Source organism: Sphingomonas horti (genome assembly GCF_009753715.1).
Lineage (GTDB): Bacteria > Pseudomonadota > Alphaproteobacteria > Sphingomonadales > Sphingomonadaceae > Sphingomonas_B > Sphingomonas_B horti.
This window is the reverse complement of record NZ_WQMS01000001.1, coordinates 465,510-482,289: the sequence shown is the minus strand read 5'-3', so window position 1 is coordinate 482,289 and position 16,780 is coordinate 465,510. Positions and strand designations below refer to the sequence as shown.

General features: G+C 68.3%; 14 protein-coding genes and 1 tRNA gene. 7 read left to right on the top strand and 8 right to left on the bottom strand.

Translation table 11 applies throughout. From position 1 onward, the window contains the following. Window positions 1-62: 62 nt before the first annotated feature. The 3 genes from GON01_RS02310 to GON01_RS17145 form a co-directional block, all read right to left on the bottom strand. A complete protein-coding gene (locus GON01_RS02310; protein WP_157025574.1) occupies window positions 63-2,366 on the bottom strand; it encodes a putative bifunctional diguanylate cyclase/phosphodiesterase in 2,304 nt (767 codons plus the stop codon). Window positions 2,367-2,430: 64 nt separating this feature from the next. Then, window positions 2,431-2,733, bottom strand: coding sequence for a PilZ domain-containing protein (locus GON01_RS02305; protein WP_157025572.1), 303 nt, complete (start codon window positions 2,731-2,733; stop codon window positions 2,431-2,433). Between the two features lie 19 nt (window positions 2,734-2,752). Further along, a complete protein-coding gene (locus GON01_RS17145; RefSeq protein WP_181600185.1) occupies window positions 2,753-4,489 on the bottom strand; it encodes a FecR family protein in 1,737 nt (578 codons plus the stop codon). Window positions 4,490-4,643: 154 nt separating this feature from the next. Between GON01_RS17145 and GON01_RS02295 the strand changes: the two genes are divergently transcribed. From GON01_RS02295 to tdh, 4 genes are all read left to right on the top strand, one after another. Beyond that, window positions 4,644-6,284: a ShlB/FhaC/HecB family hemolysin secretion/activation protein gene (locus tag GON01_RS02295; protein ID WP_157025569.1), complete on the top strand. Its 1,641-nt coding sequence runs from the start codon at window positions 4,644-4,646 to the stop codon at window positions 6,282-6,284. Between the two features lie 40 nt (window positions 6,285-6,324). Continuing rightward, on the top strand, window positions 6,325-6,876 hold the full coding sequence (locus GON01_RS02290; RefSeq protein WP_157025566.1) for a helix-turn-helix domain-containing protein: 552 nt from the start codon (window positions 6,325-6,327) through the stop codon (window positions 6,874-6,876). 69 nt (window positions 6,877-6,945) lie between these two features. Next, window positions 6,946-8,145: a glycine C-acetyltransferase gene (locus tag GON01_RS02285; RefSeq protein ID WP_181600184.1), complete on the top strand. Its 1,200-nt coding sequence runs from the start codon at window positions 6,946-6,948 to the stop codon at window positions 8,143-8,145. Next, window positions 8,142-9,209, top strand: coding sequence for an L-threonine 3-dehydrogenase (tdh, locus tag GON01_RS02280; protein WP_220128474.1), 1,068 nt, complete (start codon window positions 8,142-8,144; stop codon window positions 9,207-9,209). Before GON01_RS02285 ends, tdh begins: the two co-directional genes overlap by 4 nt. On the opposite strand, the gene GON01_RS02275 is transcribed toward tdh, so the two are convergent. Beyond that, the gene (locus GON01_RS02275) at window positions 9,199-10,773 is read right to left on the bottom strand and encodes an ABC-F family ATP-binding cassette domain-containing protein (protein WP_157025565.1); all 1,575 of its coding nucleotides are present in this window, start codon (window positions 10,771-10,773) and stop codon (window positions 9,199-9,201) included. The two genes, tdh and GON01_RS02275, sit on opposite strands and share 11 nt — an antisense overlap. A 299-nt stretch (window positions 10,774-11,072) precedes the next feature. Between GON01_RS02275 and GON01_RS02270 the strand changes: the two genes are divergently transcribed. Continuing rightward, a complete protein-coding gene (locus GON01_RS02270; protein ID WP_157025563.1) occupies window positions 11,073-11,363 on the top strand; it encodes a PspC domain-containing protein in 291 nt (96 codons plus the stop codon). 46 nt (window positions 11,364-11,409) lie between these two features. On the opposite strand, the gene GON01_RS02265 is transcribed toward GON01_RS02270, so the two are convergent. Together GON01_RS02265 and ygfZ are read right to left on the bottom strand one after the other, a co-directional pair. Beyond that, complete coding sequence (locus tag GON01_RS02265) at window positions 11,410-12,165, bottom strand: glutaminyl-peptide cyclotransferase (protein WP_181600183.1); 756 nt, start codon at window positions 12,163-12,165, stop codon at window positions 11,410-11,412. Next, window positions 12,162-12,884, bottom strand: a complete 723-nt coding sequence (gene ygfZ / locus GON01_RS02260) for a CAF17-like 4Fe-4S cluster assembly/insertion protein YgfZ (RefSeq protein WP_157025561.1) — start codon at window positions 12,882-12,884, stop codon at window positions 12,162-12,164. Before ygfZ ends, GON01_RS02265 begins: the two co-directional genes overlap by 4 nt. Window positions 12,885-12,907: 23 nt before the next feature. Between ygfZ and pyrC the strand changes: the two genes are divergently transcribed. Beyond that, a complete protein-coding gene (pyrC, locus tag GON01_RS02255) occupies window positions 12,908-13,951 on the top strand; it encodes a dihydroorotase (protein WP_157025559.1) in 1,044 nt (347 codons plus the stop codon). Here the strand turns inward: pyrC and GON01_RS02250 are convergent. Beyond that, window positions 13,940-14,692, bottom strand: coding sequence for a DUF1134 domain-containing protein (locus GON01_RS02250; protein ID WP_157025557.1), 753 nt, complete (start codon window positions 14,690-14,692; stop codon window positions 13,940-13,942). The genes pyrC and GON01_RS02250 overlap by 12 nt on opposite strands. A gap of 163 nt (window positions 14,693-14,855) precedes the next feature. Between GON01_RS02250 and GON01_RS02245 the strand changes: the two genes are divergently transcribed. After that, window positions 14,856-14,948: transfer RNA gene (locus GON01_RS02245), tRNA-Ser, on the top strand. Window positions 14,949-14,975: 27 nt separating this feature from the next. Here the strand turns inward: GON01_RS02245 and ctaD are convergent. Then, window positions 14,976-16,649: a cytochrome c oxidase subunit I gene (ctaD, locus tag GON01_RS02240; RefSeq protein ID WP_157025555.1), complete on the bottom strand. Its 1,674-nt coding sequence runs from the start codon at window positions 16,647-16,649 to the stop codon at window positions 14,976-14,978. Window positions 16,650-16,780 lie beyond the last annotated feature (131 nt).

Sequence of the window (16,780 nt, the reverse complement as noted above, 5' to 3'; positions counted from 1 at the left end):
CCGACCCTGTCGCCGATAGTCAACGCTGGGGCGCCTTTTCCGGCCTGGCATTCGTCTCGCCGTCAGGCGGCGTGGCGGAAGTCCGTCAGCTTGGCGACGAAAGCGTCCGAGCCCATCGGCTTGCCGATCAGATAGCCCTGCACCGTGTCGCATCCGGCCGCGGCGAGGAAGTCGAGGCACGGCTGATCCTCGACTCCTTCGGCGACGACTTTCAGCTTCAGCTGGTGCGCCATGTCGATCGTCGAGCGGACCAGCACGGCGTCTGCCGCCTGCAGATGGGCGTGCTGGACGAAGCGCCGGTCGATCTTCAGCTCATCCAGCGGCAGCTGCTGCAGATAGGAGAGCGTCGACTGGCCGGTGCCGTAATCATCGAGCGATACCTTGATCCCCATTGCGCGAAAGGCGTGCAGCGCCTGCACCGCGCTTTCAGGGTCGCTGAGCGCTGCCGACTCCGTGACTTCGAAGATCAGCCCGCCGGGAACGAAGTCGTCCCTCTTCGTGGCGGCGACCACCGCCTCGAAAAAGTCCGGGGATGCGACCAGCAGCGAGGAGATATTGACGGCGACCGACACGGAATGGCCGCGCGCGCGCCATTCGGCGGCATCGGCGAGCGCACGGTCCAGCACATAAGCGGTCAGCGGACGGATGCGGTCGTGGCGTTCGGCCAGCGGCACGAAGCTGTCCGGGCTGAGCGGGCCCAGCACCGGGTGATGCCAGCGGACCAGCGCTTCGGCGCTGACGATCCGGCCGGATTTCAGGTCGAGCTTGGGCTGGTAGGCGACTTTCAATGTGCCATCGCGGGCAGCCTCGTCCAGCTCGCCCAGCAGCGACAGCTCGCGGTCCAGCTGGGCGTGGTCGTCCTGGTGATGGATGTACCAGCCGGAATGGGTCTCGCGCGCCTGCTCGGAGGCGAGGCCGGCAAGGGCGATCAGCTGCGCGGGCGTGCCATGATGGGCGTCGGCGATGCCGAAATGCAGCGTCACGTCGGCGCGCCGGCCGCGAACCTCGATCGGATTCAGCATCGTCGCCCGAAGGGCTGCCAGCCGCTCGTCGAGGACGGTGCGGTGCTCCGTGGTCGCCGGCCAGGCGAGCGCCGCCTGCTCGATGCGGAACACCGGCGCCCCGTCGACGGCCAGGCCGACTCGGTCGTTCAGGCGGCGGATGGTCTCGCCCATCTGGTCCGCGCCCAGCGCCGCCGCGAGCCGCTCGAACTCGGCGATGCGGGCGACCACCACGGCGTCGAACGGGTTGCGCTGCAGCCAGCGCAGCATCGCCGCCTTGTTCGGCAGGCCCGATTCCGCGTCGAACAGCTGGCGCCGCTCCGCTTCTGCCGCTGCTCGGACGATCGCCGAGGCGATGGCGGCGAGGGCAATCACCGACAAGGCGGGCGCAAGCGGTACGATCGCGCGCAGCCACTGCTCGGCGGCCAGCGAGGCGCCGAACAGCAGCGCGACGCTTGCCGTGGCACCGAGCGCCAGCAGCCTGGCGGACCGAAGACGGAGCAGGCCGGCCGCGAGCAGAACGGCGGCGAGGAAAGGGATCGACCAGGATACCGGCCGCAACACGCCTGCGGTCAGGGTTTCGGCGGCAAGTGCCTGGATCACGACGCCGGGGATCACGCCGTAACGCGGCACCGCGTAATTATCGCCAAGCTCGATCGCCGTCGCGCCGATGATGACGCGCTTGCCCTTGAGCGCGCCCGGCGTAACGCGGCCTTCGAGTATGTCGATGACGCTGTGGCGCGGGATGGTCTGCGGATCGATCGAATAGTCGACACGGAAGCTCTCGCCGGCGCGGCCGCTCGTCTGTGCGACCATCGCCGAGAGGGACGGGCGCGGCAGGCCGCGCGTGATCGTCGCAACCGGCATCTGGCGCACATAGCCATCCGGGTCGGGCCGCACGCTGACGGCGGCCAGCACCGACTGCTCGCGCGCCTCCGGAAAGGGCAGGGAGTCGATCCAGCCGGCCTGCCCCGCACCCGAACGCTGGCGAAAGGTCGGCAGCACGACGCCGCCGCCGGCGCGGGCGAGCGCGTCGACCAGGGCGGCATCTTCGGCCGGGCGCGAGCGGGCGGAAAAGTCGACGTCGAACGCGATCGTGGCCGCGCCGGCGCGATGCAGATTGTCGATCAGGCGGGCATGGATGCTGCGCGGCCAGGGCCAGCGCGCGATCGCGGCGACGCTGCGGGCATCGATCTCGACGATCTGGATCTGGCCGCTGGCGCCATGGCTGCGCAGCGCCCACCGCTGCTGCTGCAGCAGCACGTCCAGGCCGTGGCCGGTGCCGGACAGGCCGCACAGGATTCCCGCGCATGCCGCCACGGCAACGACGACCAGGCGCCAGCGCTGACGGATCCTTGAAACCAATTCGGGGCGCTCCTCGAAACCTTCCGTCCCTTAGCGCCGATCCGCTAATGAATGGTTGGCTTCGTCAGGCGCCGTCGGCCGCGACGATCGTCGCCAGCTCCGATTGAACCAGTGGCTTGTCGAAGCGGATTCCGAAGCGGCGCGCATCGACCCAGCGCACCGTGCCCGATGCCGAGACCGAAGCGCAGTCGAGCGTGATGCGGATGCCAAGGTCCGGCGCCTGGCTTGCGTGAAGCCGGGCGCCGAGTTTTGACACATCGAGTATATGAACCTTGAACGGCACGCCGTCGGCCCGGGCCCGGCCGAGCCTGAACACCTTCAGCCGGGGTTCGGCGCGGCCGTCACGGTCCAGCCCCTGCGAGGCCATTCGCCGGGCTCCGGCGCGCTCAGTTCTTGCCTTTGCCCTTGCCGGCCTGATCGAGCAGGTTCTTCAGCACCTCGATCGGGCCCTTGTCCTTGCCGCTGTTGCCGCGGTCGTCCGGGCCATGATTGCCATTCCCGGAACCCGAGTTGCCGGAGCCCTGGCCTTTCCCGGAACCGGAGGAGTCGGCGACGTCGACGATGTCGCCCGCCTTGGTCGCATCCTTGGCGGCCTTGTCGGCCTCGCGTGCGGCGCGTTCCGCGTCCTTGGCGGCCTGGTTCGCCGCGTCCCTGGCGGCCTTCTCGGCTGCCTTGGCGGCATCGGCGGCCTGTTTCGCCTGTTCGCGAGCGGCATCGTCGGCGGCCTTGGCCGCGTCGCGCGCCGCCTTTTCCGCAGCCTTGTCGGCTGCTTCCTGAGCCGCCTTCGCGGCGTCCCTGGCGGCCTTTTCTGCCTCCTTGTCGGCGTCCATCCGCGCCGCCTCTCGCGCCGCGCGGTCAGCCTGCGCCCGTGCCGCTTCGTCGGCAGCGCGCTGCGCTTCGCGAGCCGCCGCCTCGGCCGCCTTGTTGGCGGCCTCCATCGCGGCCGCGTCGGTGGCGTTCTTCTCGGCGGCCTCGGCCGCCTTCTGCGCCTCCATCGCCGCGGCGGCCTGCGCCTGCCGGCTCGATTCTTCCGCGGCCGCGCGTTCGGCCTCCGCAGCCGCCACACGGGCCATCTCAGCCGCCTGGGCGGCCTTGGCCTGGGCCTCGGCCGCGGCCGCGTCGCTTGCCGCCTTCGCTGCCGCGGCTTGAGCCGCCGCAGCCGCCGACTGGTCGGCTGCATTCGATGTCTGCTCGACGGTCTTCGCGGCCTCGGCTGCATCCGCCTTGACGGCGCTGGCCTGCGCCCGTGCCGCCTCGGCATCGCGCGCCGCCTCGGCAGCCTTGGCGGAAGCGGCGGCGGCCTCGATTGTATCGACGGCGGCGCGCGAGCTCTCGCTGACCATCGCAAACTGCGTTTGCACCTCGCCGCCGATCGTGCCTTTCACCAGCCCGTTCGTCGTCTCGGCCAGCGAGACCGGCTTCTCGACGATCGTCGTGGTGATGGTATTCTCGGGCGCCGATACGGCGACGGCGGCGGCCGCGGGAGCGGGGGCCGGCGTCACCGTAGCCGGCGGCGGCGCTGCCGGGCTCTGTGCCGGCGCAGCGGGCGAGGTGAGGGTGCGCGCGACGCCGTCGCCTTCGATGCGCAAGCGGTAGCGGTCGCCGGCCGCCACCATCGCCACGGCGCCAGGCTTCAAGAGGTCGTGCGCACCGCCGTCCACGGTCGCCACGTCCACGGCGCCTTCGATCACCTGCACCGAGGTGCCGGTGTCGGTGACGGATACGCTGAACGTCGTCCCCTTCACCACCGCCGCCAGATAGGGCGTCGTCACCTGGAAATGCGGTGTCAGCTTCTTCTTGATCATGAAGACGACGTTGCCGACGTCCTGGAAGATCTTGGTTACGGTGCCGGACTGTTCCTCGGCGGGCAGCCGCAGCTGCGACGAGGGCGCGACCATCAGATATTCCTCGCCACGCGTGATGACGGCGCGGGAGCCGCGGCCGGTCACGATCGTGTCGCCGGGCGCGACGATGCCGCCGCGCACCGCGGCCTTGCTCAGGCCGGCATGCAGCAGCTGCACGTTCCCGCTGGATTCGCTGATCTGCCAGTTCAGCTCGGCGGCCATCAGGGGCGACCAGGCCACCGCGCCAAGCGCCAGAGCCATGAAACGGATCTTCGTCATCGGAGCAACTCCGCCTACAGGTGAACAAGCGATTAGGGCGAATGTCGTTACCGAAGCTTCAGCAGGCGCGGTTAAGCGCTCCGCAACCATGATCTAAACCAAATCTCAAGGAACGAGAGATAGTTGCGGCCTGAATAGAGGACGCACGCCGCCCATGAGATTGCGAATAAATGCCGTTCTGCTGATCGCGTCCGCGCTCGCTTCCCCCGCGCTGGCCCAGGTGAAGCTGGACCGTGCCGATCCGGCCGTCATCGAGCGCGATCTCCGGCGCGCGGAGGATGCCCGCCCGCAACAGGTGGGTCCACGGCCGACCACGGAAACGCAGGCGGCGGGCGGCGAAAATGTCAGCGTCACCGCAGGCGCGATCATCGTCGACAGCAGCGTCTTTTCCAACGACGCCTTCGCGCAGGTCATAGCGCCCTATCTCGGACGCACGCTGGACGCCGACGCGCTCAAGGAACTGCTGTCGCAGATCGCCGGTGTCGCCCGCGCGAAAGGCTATCTCTTCGCCACTGCCTCGATCGCGCCGCAGGCCGTCTCGGCCGGCGTCTTGCGCATCAGCCTGGACGAAGGCCGGATCGACGCCGTCCGCAGCCTGGGTGCGCCCAACGCGCAGGTTGATGCCATCCTGCATCGGCTGGTCGGCAAGGGCCCGGTGCGCGCCGTCGACTTCGAGCGTGCGCTGCTGCTGGCGGGTGACGTCGCCGGCGTGCGGGTCACGGACGCCCGCTACGTGCGCGAGAACGGGTTCGGCATCCTGCTGGTGACCCTGGCCGACGATCGCACCAGCTTCTTCGTCCAGATCGACAATCGCGGCACCGATATCGTAGGGCCCGTACGTGCGACCGCGCTGGCGAGCGTGCGGGGCATCGCGGGCAAGGGCGACGAAGCGTCACTGCTGGTCGCCAGCACGCCGTTCGACCCGCAGGAGCTGGTCTTCGCCCAGTTGAAATATGGCGCTCCCCTCAACGATCGCGGCGACGTGATCTGGTCGAGCGCGGCGTTCGGCCATACCCGGCCCGGCGCCAGCCTCAAGCAGTTCGACGTGAGGGGCGACAGCTATTCGCTGGCCACCGGCCTGTCGCATCCGCTGGTCCGCTCCCGCAGCGCCAGCCTGTGGGGCACGGTCGAGCTGCGCGGCCTGTGGCTGGACCAGGAGATACTGGGCGTGCGCGTGCGGCGCGACCGCGTCGTCACTCTCTCCGCTGGCCTCGAAGGCGCGGCGAAATGGGCCGGAGGGGTGGTTCGCGGTAACGGCGCGATCGTGGCCGGCCTGCCGTTCGACGGCGTCACGCGCATGGGCGACCCGCTCGCCTCGCGCGGCGACGGTGACGCGCGCTTCGCGCGGGCAGAGCTTTATGGCGACTGGACACGCAGCATCGCGACCGACGTCAGCATCCGGGTCGCCGGCGCTGCACAGCTGGCAACACGGCCGCTGCTCGCCAGCCAGGAGCTGGGCTTGGGCGGGCGGCTGTTCGGCCGCGCCTATGACGACAATGAGCGCAGCGGCGAAAACGGCATCGCCGGCTCGTTCGAGGGCCGTCTGGACGTGCCGACGGCGTCGGGCCTGATCCGGCGCGTCCAGCTCTACGGTTTTGCCGACGCCGGTTATGTCGACAATGCACGACGGGGCCTGGGCAGCGGCGGCCTGTATTCGGCCGGTGCCGGGCTCCGCTTCGGGCTCGGGCCCAATCTCAACGGCGAGGCGGAAATCGCCGCGCCGATCGGCGCCGACCGGATCTCCACCGGCAACCGTCACCCGCGGCTATCGCTTCGCCTCAGCGCGGCTTGGTAGCGGGGCTTGCCTCCGCCGCAATTCGCGGGGAAGGGGGGGCATGTCGAGCGCGCGGGACATCGGTCCCCATATCCAGCGGTTGCGCAAGGAGCGTCGGATGACGCTCGACGATCTCGCGCGCGCGTCGGGCGTCTCGCGCTCGATGCTCTCGCAAGTGGAGCGCGGCCAGGCCAATCCCACGCTCGCGACGGTCTGGGCGCTCGCGGACGCTTTCGGCGTCGGCGTTTCCGAGCTGATCGACCAGGTCGGGCCCGAGCGGGCGATCCAGGTCAGCCCGGCCGCGCAGATCCCGGAAATGCGCAGCGACGATGGCGGCTGCGTGATCCGCGTGCTGAGCCCCGGCGACAGCGTCGGCCGGCTCGAATGGTATGAGCTGGCGTTCCAGCCGGGCAGCGTGCTCGCGTCCGAAGCGCATGCCCGCGGCAGCCGCGAGCACCTGACCGTGCTCGACGGCACGCTGACCGTCCATCTGGAAGGGCATCACCAGCAAGTCGGCGCCGGCGCGACGGCGCGCTATCCGGTCGACAGCGCCCATGCGATCGAGAACGCCACCGACCGTCCGGCGCGCGCGTTGCTGATCGTCGCCTTTTGAGATTTCCAATATACTGGACTTCGCGTCCAATATAGCGCAACGGCGTCCACGCAATCGAGGGACGAATCCGTGCCGAATCCATTCTACGACCGCATGTCTGCCGAGCTGTCGGCGATCGAAGCCGAGGGGCTGTGGAAGCCCGAACGGGTGATCCAGTCGCGTCAGGGACCGGCGGTCCAGGTCGGCGGCAAGGAAGTGCTGAATTTCTGCGCCAATAATTATCTCGGCCTGGGCGGCGACGAGCGGATCGTCGAGGCGGCGATCGAAGCGACCCGGCGCTGGGGCGCCGGCCTCGCTTCGGTGCGCTTCATCTGCGGCACGCAGGAGATCCACAAGGAACTGGAAGCGTCGATCGCATCCTATCTCGGCAAGGAAGACGCGATCCTGTTCGCGGCCGCGTTCGACGCCAATGGCGGCGTGTTCGAGCCGCTGCTGGGCGAGCAGGACTGCATCGTCTCCGACGCGCTGAACCACGCCTCGATCATCGACGGCGTCCGGCTGTGCAAGGCGGTGCGGAAGCGCTTCGCCAATGGCGACATGGATGAGCTGGAAGCGCGGCTGAAGGAAGCGCGGGCCGAGGGCGCGCGCACGATCATGATCGCGACCGATGGCGTCTTCTCGATGGACGGCCATGTCGCAAAGCTGGACCGCATCACCGAACTGGCCGGCCGCTACGAGGCGCTGGTGATGGTCGACGACGCCCACGCGACCGGCGTGATCGGCCCCGGCGGCCGCGGCGCGGCGGCGTTCCACGGTGTCGAGGACAAGGTCGACATCCTGACCGGCACGTTCGGCAAGGCGCTGAGCGGCGCGATGGGCGGCTATATTGCCGGCAGGAAGGTCGTGATCGACCTGCTGCGCCAGCGCGCCAGGCCCTATCTCTTCTCCAATTCGCTGGCGCCCGCCGTCTGCGGCGCGGCGCTGAAGGCGATCGAGATTTCGAAAGGCCCCGACGGCGAGGTGCTGCGCGATAAGCTGGCGCACAACGCGAAGCGGTTCCGGTCGGGCATGGCCGCGGCCGGCTTCGACCTGATCGAGGGCGGTCACCCGATTATCCCGGTGATGCTCTACGACGCGCGGCTGGCGCAGCAGCTCGCCGCAAAATTGCTGGAAACCGGCGTCTATGTGACCGGATTCTCGTTCCCGGTCGTTCCGAAGGGACAGGCCCGCATCCGCACCCAGATGTCGGCGGCGCACGACGACACCCATATCGACCGCGCGCTCGCCGCTTTCGCAGAGGCGGGCCGCGCCATTGGAGCCGTAAAATGAGCACCTCCCCGCGCCTGATCGACAGCGCCGCGCACACGATGAAGGGCCTCGCCAAGCTGGAAGCGCGCGAAGGCATCTGGATGACCCAGGCGCCGGTGCCGGAGCCGGGCCCGAACGACGTGTTGATCAAGGTCAAGCGCACCGCCATCTGCGGCACCGACATCCACATCTACAATTGGGACGCCTGGGCGTCGAAGACGATCCCGGTGCCGATGATCGTCGGCCACGAATTCTCGGGCGAGATCGTCGCGATCGGCTCCGAGGTCACGCGGCCGCTGACAATCGGCGAGCGCGTGTCGGGCGAAGGCCATATCATCGACATGAACTCGGCCGCCGCGCGCGCCGGCCGCTTTCACCTCGATCCGGGCACGCGCGGCGTCGGCGTCAACCGGCAGGGCGCGTTCGCCGAATATCTGTGCATCCCGGCGTTCAACGTCGTGCCATTGCCGGACGAAGTCAGCGACGATGTCGGCGCGATCCTCGATCCGTTCGGTAACGCGGTCCACACCGCCCAGCAGTTCGACTTGCTGGGCGAAGACGTGCTGGTGACGGGCGCAGGCCCGATCGGCATCATGGCGGCCGCGGTCGCACGCCATGCCGGCGCGCGCTCGGTCGTGCTGACCGACGTCAACCCCACACGGCTCGACCTCGCGACCAAGCTCGCCGACGTGCGGCCGGTCAACGTCGCGGAAGAAAACCTTCGCGACGTGATGGCCGCCGAGAAGATCGCCGACGGCTTCGGCGTTGCGCTCGAAATGTCTGGCGCGCAGCCGGCGATCCGACAGGCGATCGACGCGCTGACGATGGGCGGCAAGCTCGCGATGCTCGGCATCCCTTCGGGCGCGATGGACGTGGTCTGGTCGGACGTCATCATGAAGGCGCTGACGATCAAGGGCGTCTATGGCCGCGAGATGTTCGAGACCTGGCGCAAGATGTTCGGCCTGATCAAGGGCGGTCTGAACCTTGAGCCGCTGATCACGCATCGCCTCCCGGTCGAGAAGTTCCAGCAAGGCTTCGACGCGATGCGCTCGGGCCAGTCCGGCAAGGTGGTGCTCAGCTGGTAGTGATCACGCGCTCCGCTCCGACCGCGGCCAGGAATGCCGTGTCGTGGCTGACGACGATCAGCGCGCCGTCATAGGCCTGCAGCGCCCGCTCCAGCTCCTCGATGCTGGCGAGATCGAGGTGATTGGTCGGCTCGTCGAGCAGCAGCAGCTGCGGCGGGGCGGCTGACGACATCACGCAGGCGAGCCCGGCGCGCAGCCGCTCGCCGCCGCTGAGCTCGCCGGCAACGCGCAGCGCGTCACTGTTGCGAAAGCCGTAGCGCGCCAGCGCGGCATAGGCCTGGTTGGCGGTCAGCTCGGGCTGGCGCCGCCGCAGGTTGTCGAGCAGCGACAAACGGTCGTCCAGCAGCCCGACCTGCTGGTCGAGATAGGCGCAATCGACGCCGCGCTCGACCGTCCCGCCGGTTGAAGCCAACTGGCCGGTGACGAGCTTCAGCAGGCTGGTCTTGCCCGAACCGTTCGGGCCGGCGATCGCGATGCGTTCGGGACCACGAACCGTAAAGCTGAGCGGCCCGAACAGCCGTCGGCCGCCGCGATCGAGCACGACGTTGTCGAACCTGAGCACGATGCGGTTCGCAGGCAAGCCTGTCGCCGGCAGCGTCATGGTGAGCGGCGTCACGCGCTCGACATCGGCGCGGGCCTCGTCCAGCGCTTCCTGCGCTTCCTCGACCAACCGGGTGGACAGCCGCTCGCTTTTGCCTGCGGTCGCTTCGGCACGCCGCTTGGCCATGCCGAGCACGATGCGCGGGGCGCTGCCGCTTGCCGCATAGGCCCGGCCGCCCGAATCCCGCCGCCCTTGGCGCTCGCGTGCGGCCTGGGCGCTCCGCGCGGCGGTTCGGGCGGTGGCTTGGCTCCGTTCGAGCGCCTGCTCTGCCCGTGCCCGCTCTGCCTCTTGCGCCTCGGCAAAGGCCGACCAGCCGCCGCCGAACACGGTCACGCAGACCGGCGAGAGCGCGACGATCCGGTCGACCTGCTCCAGCAATTCGCGGTCATGGCTCGCGATCAGCGCGCCGCCTTTCCAGCCGCCGATCAGCCGCGCCACCGCGTCACGGCCGTCGCGATCGAGATTGTTGGTCGGCTCGTCGAGCAGGATCAGGTCCGGCTCCTCGATCAGCAGCCGCGCCAGCGCGAGGCGCATGCGTTCGCCGCCGCTGAAGCTCGCGGCGGCCCGCTCAAGGTCGATTCCGTTCGGCCCCAGATCGGCCAGTGCCGTCTCGATCCTGCCGGGCAGCGACCAGTCGGCCGCGTCGAAATCCGCCTCGGTTCCTTCACCTGTTTCGATGCGCGCCAGCCGCGCATGTGCTTCGGCCACGCCGAGCAGATCGAGCGCGGATGCTGCGTCGCCGGGATCCTGCCGCAGGGTGGTGAGCCGGCCGGAGACGGTGATCGTGCCTGAGGCAGGCGCCAACTCGCCTGCGATCGCGCGCAGCAGCGTCGATTTGCCGGAGCCGTTGCGGCCGACGAGGCCGACCCGTTCGCGACCGACCGCGAGCGTCAGATCGGAAAAGAGAAGCCGCCCCTCAGGAGTGGCGAGCGAAATGCGGTCGAGGGTGAGAAGCGCGGACATGATGAACCCGGACAAGGGAGAAGGGACTGGGCGTGCGGTTCCGGTCCTGGTCCATCTCGTCCTCCGCGTTTGGGTGCACCGGCGATCTAAGGCCTGCGTGCCGCGACGGCAAGGCGCTGCCGCAGGTTGGGAAATTTTGCCAATCCTTGGCGAGCGCCTGGTGCCACTCGCTGGCCCTTCAAGCTCCGTTAAGTTCCGCTCCTCTATAAAACAGCCACTTACCGACATTGGCACGGCGTCTGCATTGCATCCCGCGACACAGCGGGGCGCTCGGCCTCGCCTCGCCAAGGAGTTTACCGATGCAAGCGACCCGTTTCTCGTTCATCACTCGCGAAGACACGCTGCTCGGCGTCTGCGCCGCGCTCGGCGAGGATTTCGGCTTCAATCCGCTGTGGCCGCGCATGGTCTTTGCGGTGCTGCTGCTCTGGAACCCGGTCGTGGTGCTGAGCACCTATTTCGGCCTGTTCGCGCTGGTCGTCGCATCCCGGCTCGTCTTCCCGAACGCGCGCCGTGCGGAACAGCCCAAGGTCGAGGCGGCGGCGCCCGTCCAGGACAATGACACGCCGGTCGAGCTGCCGCTCGCCGCCTGAGCTCCCTCTGCCCCGCTCGGCCTCATGCCGGGCGGGGATTTTTCATTCAGCGCCGGACGGTGCGGATCTCGAACAAATAGGGCCAGTTCTTCCCGGTCACGAACAGCCGGTCGCCCTTGGCGTCATAGGCGATGCCGTTCGGCACGTCGTCGATGCCGCGCCGCGGGACTTTGGCAGTCAGCGGCGACAGGTCGATCCATGCCTTCACCCGGCCGGTGGCGGGATCGATCCGCGCGATCCGGTCGGTCTGCCAGACATTCGCAAGCACCTCGCCTTTCACCCATTCCAGCTCGTTCAGGCGCGCCACGCGGCTGCCGTTGGCAGTCACGGTCAACCGGCGCAGCTCCTTCAGCGTGTCAGGATCGAGAAAGCGCAGCTGCGGCGTGCCGTCGCTCATCACGATCTCACGCCCGTTCTGCGTCATGCCCCAGCCTTCGCCGGGATAGCGCCACTCGCCGGTCCGCTTGAGCGTTGCGCGATCCCAGATGAAGCCGAGGCCGTGCTGCCAGGTGACGCTGATCAGCTTGGTGCCCCAATTGACGATTCCCTCGCCGAAATATTGCGGCGGGATCGCGGCCTGGCGGATCACCTTGCCGTCCTCCAGCCGCACCTCACGGATGAAGGAGCGGCCTTCCATGCCCGTGCTCTCGTAAAGCTTGCCGTCGAGATAGAGCAAACCTTCGGTGAAGGCGCCGGTGTCGTGCGGGAAGGCGCGCACGATCTGGGCGCGTTCGACCGGCACGCGTTCCGGCTGCGCCGCGCCGACCAGGAGCAGCGGGAGAAGGGAAAGGAGCGCTTTCACGCCAGCGCCTCTGCCAGCCAGGCCGGAACGATCGGCGCGCCCCAGGCAAGCGGCTTGCCGAGATCCTCGACCCGCAGCCGCGCGACGGCGAGCCCCAGCTCCGGATACCAGCCGTTCGCCGCCTCGCCGGGATCGCCGTCCGTCTTCACCACCACCAGCCTCCGGTTCACTTTCTGCCGCCAATTCATGCGGGCGGTGTTTTCCTGCCCGACATAGCAGCCCTTGTCGAAGCTGACCCCGTTCAGCTCCGCCGCATTGCATTCGAGCCACAGCGTCGCGTTTTCGCCGAGCTCCGCGCGTCCCTCGGCGACGCCCAGCCGCAGCCGGTGCTCGCGCCATCCGACCGCCGGCGCGTCCGCCGCCGCCAGCCAGCGCAGTCCGAGTTCCGGCAGCCGCGGGTCCCGCGGACCGTCGCCGTCCGCCAGCCAATGAACCGCGAGGCTGTCGTCCTGCGCGATCGTGATCGGACGGCGCAGCCGGTACATGGTCAGCCGTCTGGCGAGCGCGTCGGCCGCTTCGGCTTCGCAGTCGATCAGCAGGTCGTCGCCGTCGGCCCAGACGATGAAGTCGAACAGCGCCTTGCCTTGCGGGCTCAGCAGGCCGGCCCAGACGGGGAGAGCGCCCGACACGTCGTTGGTGACAAGGCCCTGCAGGAAGCCGCGCACGTCCTCGCCGGAGAGCCGCAACAGGGCTCGATCGCTAAGGGTGGTCCCGCTCATGCAGCTCAGTTAAGGCCGCGCGCATGGAATCCCAAGCCCGACTGACGATCCGCCGCCCCGACGACTGGCACGTCCACCTGCGTGACGGCGACATGCTGACGGCGGTCGCCCCCTACACCGCCCGCCAATTCGCCCGCGCGATCGTGATGCCGAACCTGGTGCCGCCGGTGACCAGCGTGACCGCGGCTGAAGCCTATCGCGACCGTATCCTCGCGGCGGTGCCGGAAGGGAGCGGCTTCACGCCGCTTATGACCTGCTACCTGACCGACAATGCCGATCCGGCCGAGATCGCGCGCGGGCATGAAACGGGCGTGTTCACCGCCGCCAAGCTCTATCCGGCGAACGCCACGACCAATTCGGCCTTCGGCGTCACCGATATCCGCAACATCCATCCGGCGCTGGAGACGATGCAGCGGATCGGCATGCCGCTGCTGGTGCATGGCGAAGTGACTGACCGCGACGTCGACGTGTTCGACCGCGAGGCGGTGTTCATCGACCGCGTGCTGGTGGGCCTGGTCCGCGACTTTCCCGGGCTGAAGATCGTGTTGGAGCATATCACCACCGCCGAAGCGGCGTCGTTTGTGGCCGAAAGCGGACCCCTGATCGGTGCCACGATCACGCCGCAGCATCTGATCATCAACCGCAATGCGATCTTCGAGGGGGGCATTCGCCCGCACGCCTATTGCCTGCCGGTCGCCAAGCGCGAGGCGCACCGGCTGGCCGTCCGCCGCGCCGCCGTGTCGGGCTCGCCCAAATTCTTCCTGGGCACCGACAGCGCACCGCACGCGATCTCCGCCAAGGAATCCGCCTGCGGCTGCGCCGGCATCTTCAATGCCCCGTTCGCCCTGGAAAGCTATGCGACCGTGTTCGAGGAGGAAGGGGCGCTCGACCGCTTCGAGGCGTTCGCCAGCGAGAACGGCCCGCGCTTCTACGGCTTGCCGCTGAACCAGGGCACAGTGACGCTGGCGCGCGCCGAGGTTGAGGTCCCCGACGCGATCACCGCCGCCGGCACGTCGCTCGTGCCGTTCCACGCCGGGCAGGTGATGCGGTGGCGGCTAGAAGGGTAGCCAGCGCGCCTTCTCAGTGAACTTCATATAGCCGACGTTCGCGCCCAGCCGCAGCCCGGCGCCGACGCGGATCGGGATCAGCACCACGTCGCCGGAGCGCATATAGCTCGCGGTCAGGCCGCCGATGAAATAGGCGTTGCCTTCGCCGGCCGGGAAGCGCTGGTACAGCTCGTGCGCGTCGTGGAGATTGTAGACGAGCACGAAGGTGCTGCCGGCATTGGCCCCCGCGTCGAAGCCGACGGACGGGCCGGTCCAATAGACGGGCAGCTTGCCTTCGACCTTGTGATACAGCGTGCCGGAGCCATAGCGCAGGCCGACGACGAACGCGCCGCCTGCCTCGCGCCCGGCGATGTAGCCGGTCGGCTCGCCTTGGTCCTTCAGGATTTTCTCGATCAGCTCGGCCAAGCCCTTCGCGCCCTTGCCGAACACGCCCTCGGCGGCCGCGATCAGGTCGTCCTTCTTGTAGGTTTGCGGCGCGCCGGGCACGGGTGCGGCGGCCGTCGCGGTCGCCGGAGCATCGGCCGGCGCTGCGGGCGCGGGCGGCGGGGCGGGAGCGGGAGCCGTCGTGTCGCCATAATAGACCGGATCGGACGGGGCGGGACCCGTCTGGGCAGGGGCGGCCGCTGCCGGCCCGAGATCGGCATCGATGGCCGTGTTGGGATCGATCGACTGGATCTGGGCGATCGTCGGCGCGGAAAGGGCCGCCAGCCCGAGCACCGCGCCCTGCCGAATCCACTTCATCCTGTTGCTCCCCGCGCTCTATCCGTCTGGAACCTTAGCGGGAACCGGCCTTTCGCCACAATGAACGCGCGGCAGGGCGAATCGAAATCGCGCCGGATCGAATCGTCCCGCCCCCCGTTGATCGCCGCCCAAGCCCCTGCTATCGCCGCGCTTCGCCGCAGCCGGAGACGTGGGTGAGTGGCTGAAACCAGCGGTTTGCTAAACCGCCGTAGGGGGACTACTCCTACCGAGGGTTCGAATCCCTCCGTCTCCGCCAGTTCCACCGTGCCGAAGGCTTTCCGATCTAGCGGTGATCGGCCGTGATCAGCGGCAGCGTCTCGAACTGGTGGAATGGCGGCGGGCTGGGCAGCGTCCATTCCAGTGTCGTCGCGCCTTCGCCCCACGGATTGGCTTCCGCCTTCCTGCCGGCGAACAGCGACCAGAACAGGTTGACGAAGAAGACCAGCACGCCGGTCGCCATCACCACGAAGCCGAGCGACGCAATGTGGTTCCAGAACGCGAAGCCGTCGGGGTAGTCGGGAATGCGGCGCGGCATCGCCTGCATGCCGAGGAAATGCATCGGGAAGAACACCAGGTTCACGCCGACGAAGAAGATCCAGAAATGGATTTTCCCCAACGTCTCGTTCATCATCCGGCCGAACATCTTCGGGAACCAGTAATAGAAGCCGGCAAACAGGCTGAACACCGCGCCCAGCGACAGCACATAGTGGAAGTGGGCGACGACGTAGTAGGTATCCTGCAGCAGGTCGTCGATCCCGCCGTTCGCCAGCACCACGCCGGTGACGCCGCCGATCGTGAACATGAAGATGAAGCCCATCGCCCAGAGCAGCGGCGTGTCGAAGCGCAGCGAGCCGCCCCACATGGTCGCGATCCAGGAAAAGACCTTGATGCCGGTCGGCACCGCGATCACCATCGACGCGGCCGAGAAATAGAGCTTCACGTTGACCGACAGGCCGACGGTGAACATGTGGTGCGCCCACACGATGAAGCCGATCAGCCCGATCGCGATCAGCGCGAACACCATGCCCAGATAGCCGAACACCGGCTTGCGGCTGAACGTCGACACGACCTGACTGACGATGCCGAAGCCGGGCAGGATCATGATGTACACTTCCGGGTGGCCGAAGAACCAGAACAGGTGCTGGTAGAGGACGGGATCACCGCCGCCCGAGGGATCGAAGAAGGTGGTGCCGAAATTCCGGTCGACCAGCAGCATCGTGATCGCGGCCGCGAGCACCGGCAGCGCGAACAACAGCATGAATGCGGTGACGAGGATCGACCAGACGAACAGGGGCATGCGGAACAGGCTCATGCCCGGCGCGCGCATGTTGAAGATGGTGGTGATGAAGTTGATCGCGCCCAGGATCGAGCTCGCCCCGGCCAGGTGCATCGACAGGATCACCATGTCGACCGCGGGTCCCTGGCTGCCGGTCGTCGACAGCGGCGGATAGAGCGTCCAGCCGGTGCCGGCGCCATTCCCCGTTCCGCCCGGCACCATCGTCGAGGTGATGAACAGAATGAACGCCGCGACCAGCAGCCAGAACGAAATGTTGTTCATCCGCGGGAAGGCCATGTCGGGCGCCCCGATCATGATCGGCACGAACCAATTGCCGAACGCCCCGACCATCGCCGGCATGATCACGAAGAAGATCATGATCAAGCCGTGCGCGGTGACGAGGACGTTCCAGAGGTGGAGCGCGGCCGCCGGATCGCCGCCGCCGGCCCAGAGCGGCAGATACTGGATGCCCGGCTGGGCGAGCTCGAGCCGCATCAGACCGGAGACGGTCGCGCCGATAATGCCCGCCGCCATCGAGAAGATCAGGTAGAGAGTGCCGATGTCCTTGTGATTGGTCGACAGGAACCAGCGCGGGAAGAAGCCCGGACGGTGGTCGCTGTCATGATGCGGGGCGGCCTCCGGCCCCTGGAACGCGCTCGCCCCTGCCGCCGTGTCCGTCATCGCCGCCTCCAGCTAAAGACTGGCGAACGCGCTCCGATGGCTTGTCGTGTGTGCGTCCCGAAAGGCTCTACCGAGCTCTTGCTTTTCGCGTTCGTCGTTTCGTGTCCGAATTATCAGCACCGGACAATTTC

Excerpts from the sequence above, each read along its gene's own strand:
- GON01_RS02305 (WP_157025572.1), bottom strand. The coding sequence starts at position 2,733 with ATGGCCTCGCAGGGGCTGGACCGTGACGGCCGCGCCGAACCCCGGCTG.
- GON01_RS02270 (WP_157025563.1), top strand. The coding sequence starts at position 11,073 with ATGCAAGCGACCCGTTTCTCGTTCATCACTCGCGAAGACACGCTGCTC.
- ygfZ (WP_157025561.1), bottom strand. The coding sequence starts at position 12,884 with ATGAGCGGGACCACCCTTAGCGATCGAGCCCTGTTGCGGCTCTCCGGC.
- pyrC (WP_157025559.1), top strand. The coding sequence starts at position 12,908 with ATGGAATCCCAAGCCCGACTGACGATCCGCCGCCCCGACGACTGGCAC.
- tdh (WP_220128474.1), top strand. The coding sequence starts at position 8,142 with ATGAGCACCTCCCCGCGCCTGATCGACAGCGCCGCGCACACGATGAAG.
- GON01_RS02250 (WP_157025557.1), bottom strand. The coding sequence starts at position 14,692 with ATGAAGTGGATTCGGCAGGGCGCGGTGCTCGGGCTGGCGGCCCTTTCC.
- GON01_RS17145 (WP_181600185.1), bottom strand. The coding sequence starts at position 4,489 with ATGACGAAGATCCGTTTCATGGCTCTGGCGCTTGGCGCGGTGGCCTGG.
- GON01_RS02290 (WP_157025566.1), top strand. The coding sequence starts at position 6,325 with ATGTCGAGCGCGCGGGACATCGGTCCCCATATCCAGCGGTTGCGCAAG.
- ctaD (WP_157025555.1), bottom strand. The coding sequence starts at position 16,649 with ATGACGGACACGGCGGCAGGGGCGAGCGCGTTCCAGGGGCCGGAGGCC.
- GON01_RS02295 (WP_157025569.1), top strand. The coding sequence starts at position 4,644 with ATGAGATTGCGAATAAATGCCGTTCTGCTGATCGCGTCCGCGCTCGCT.
- GON01_RS02275 (WP_157025565.1), bottom strand. The coding sequence starts at position 10,773 with ATGTCCGCGCTTCTCACCCTCGACCGCATTTCGCTCGCCACTCCTGAG.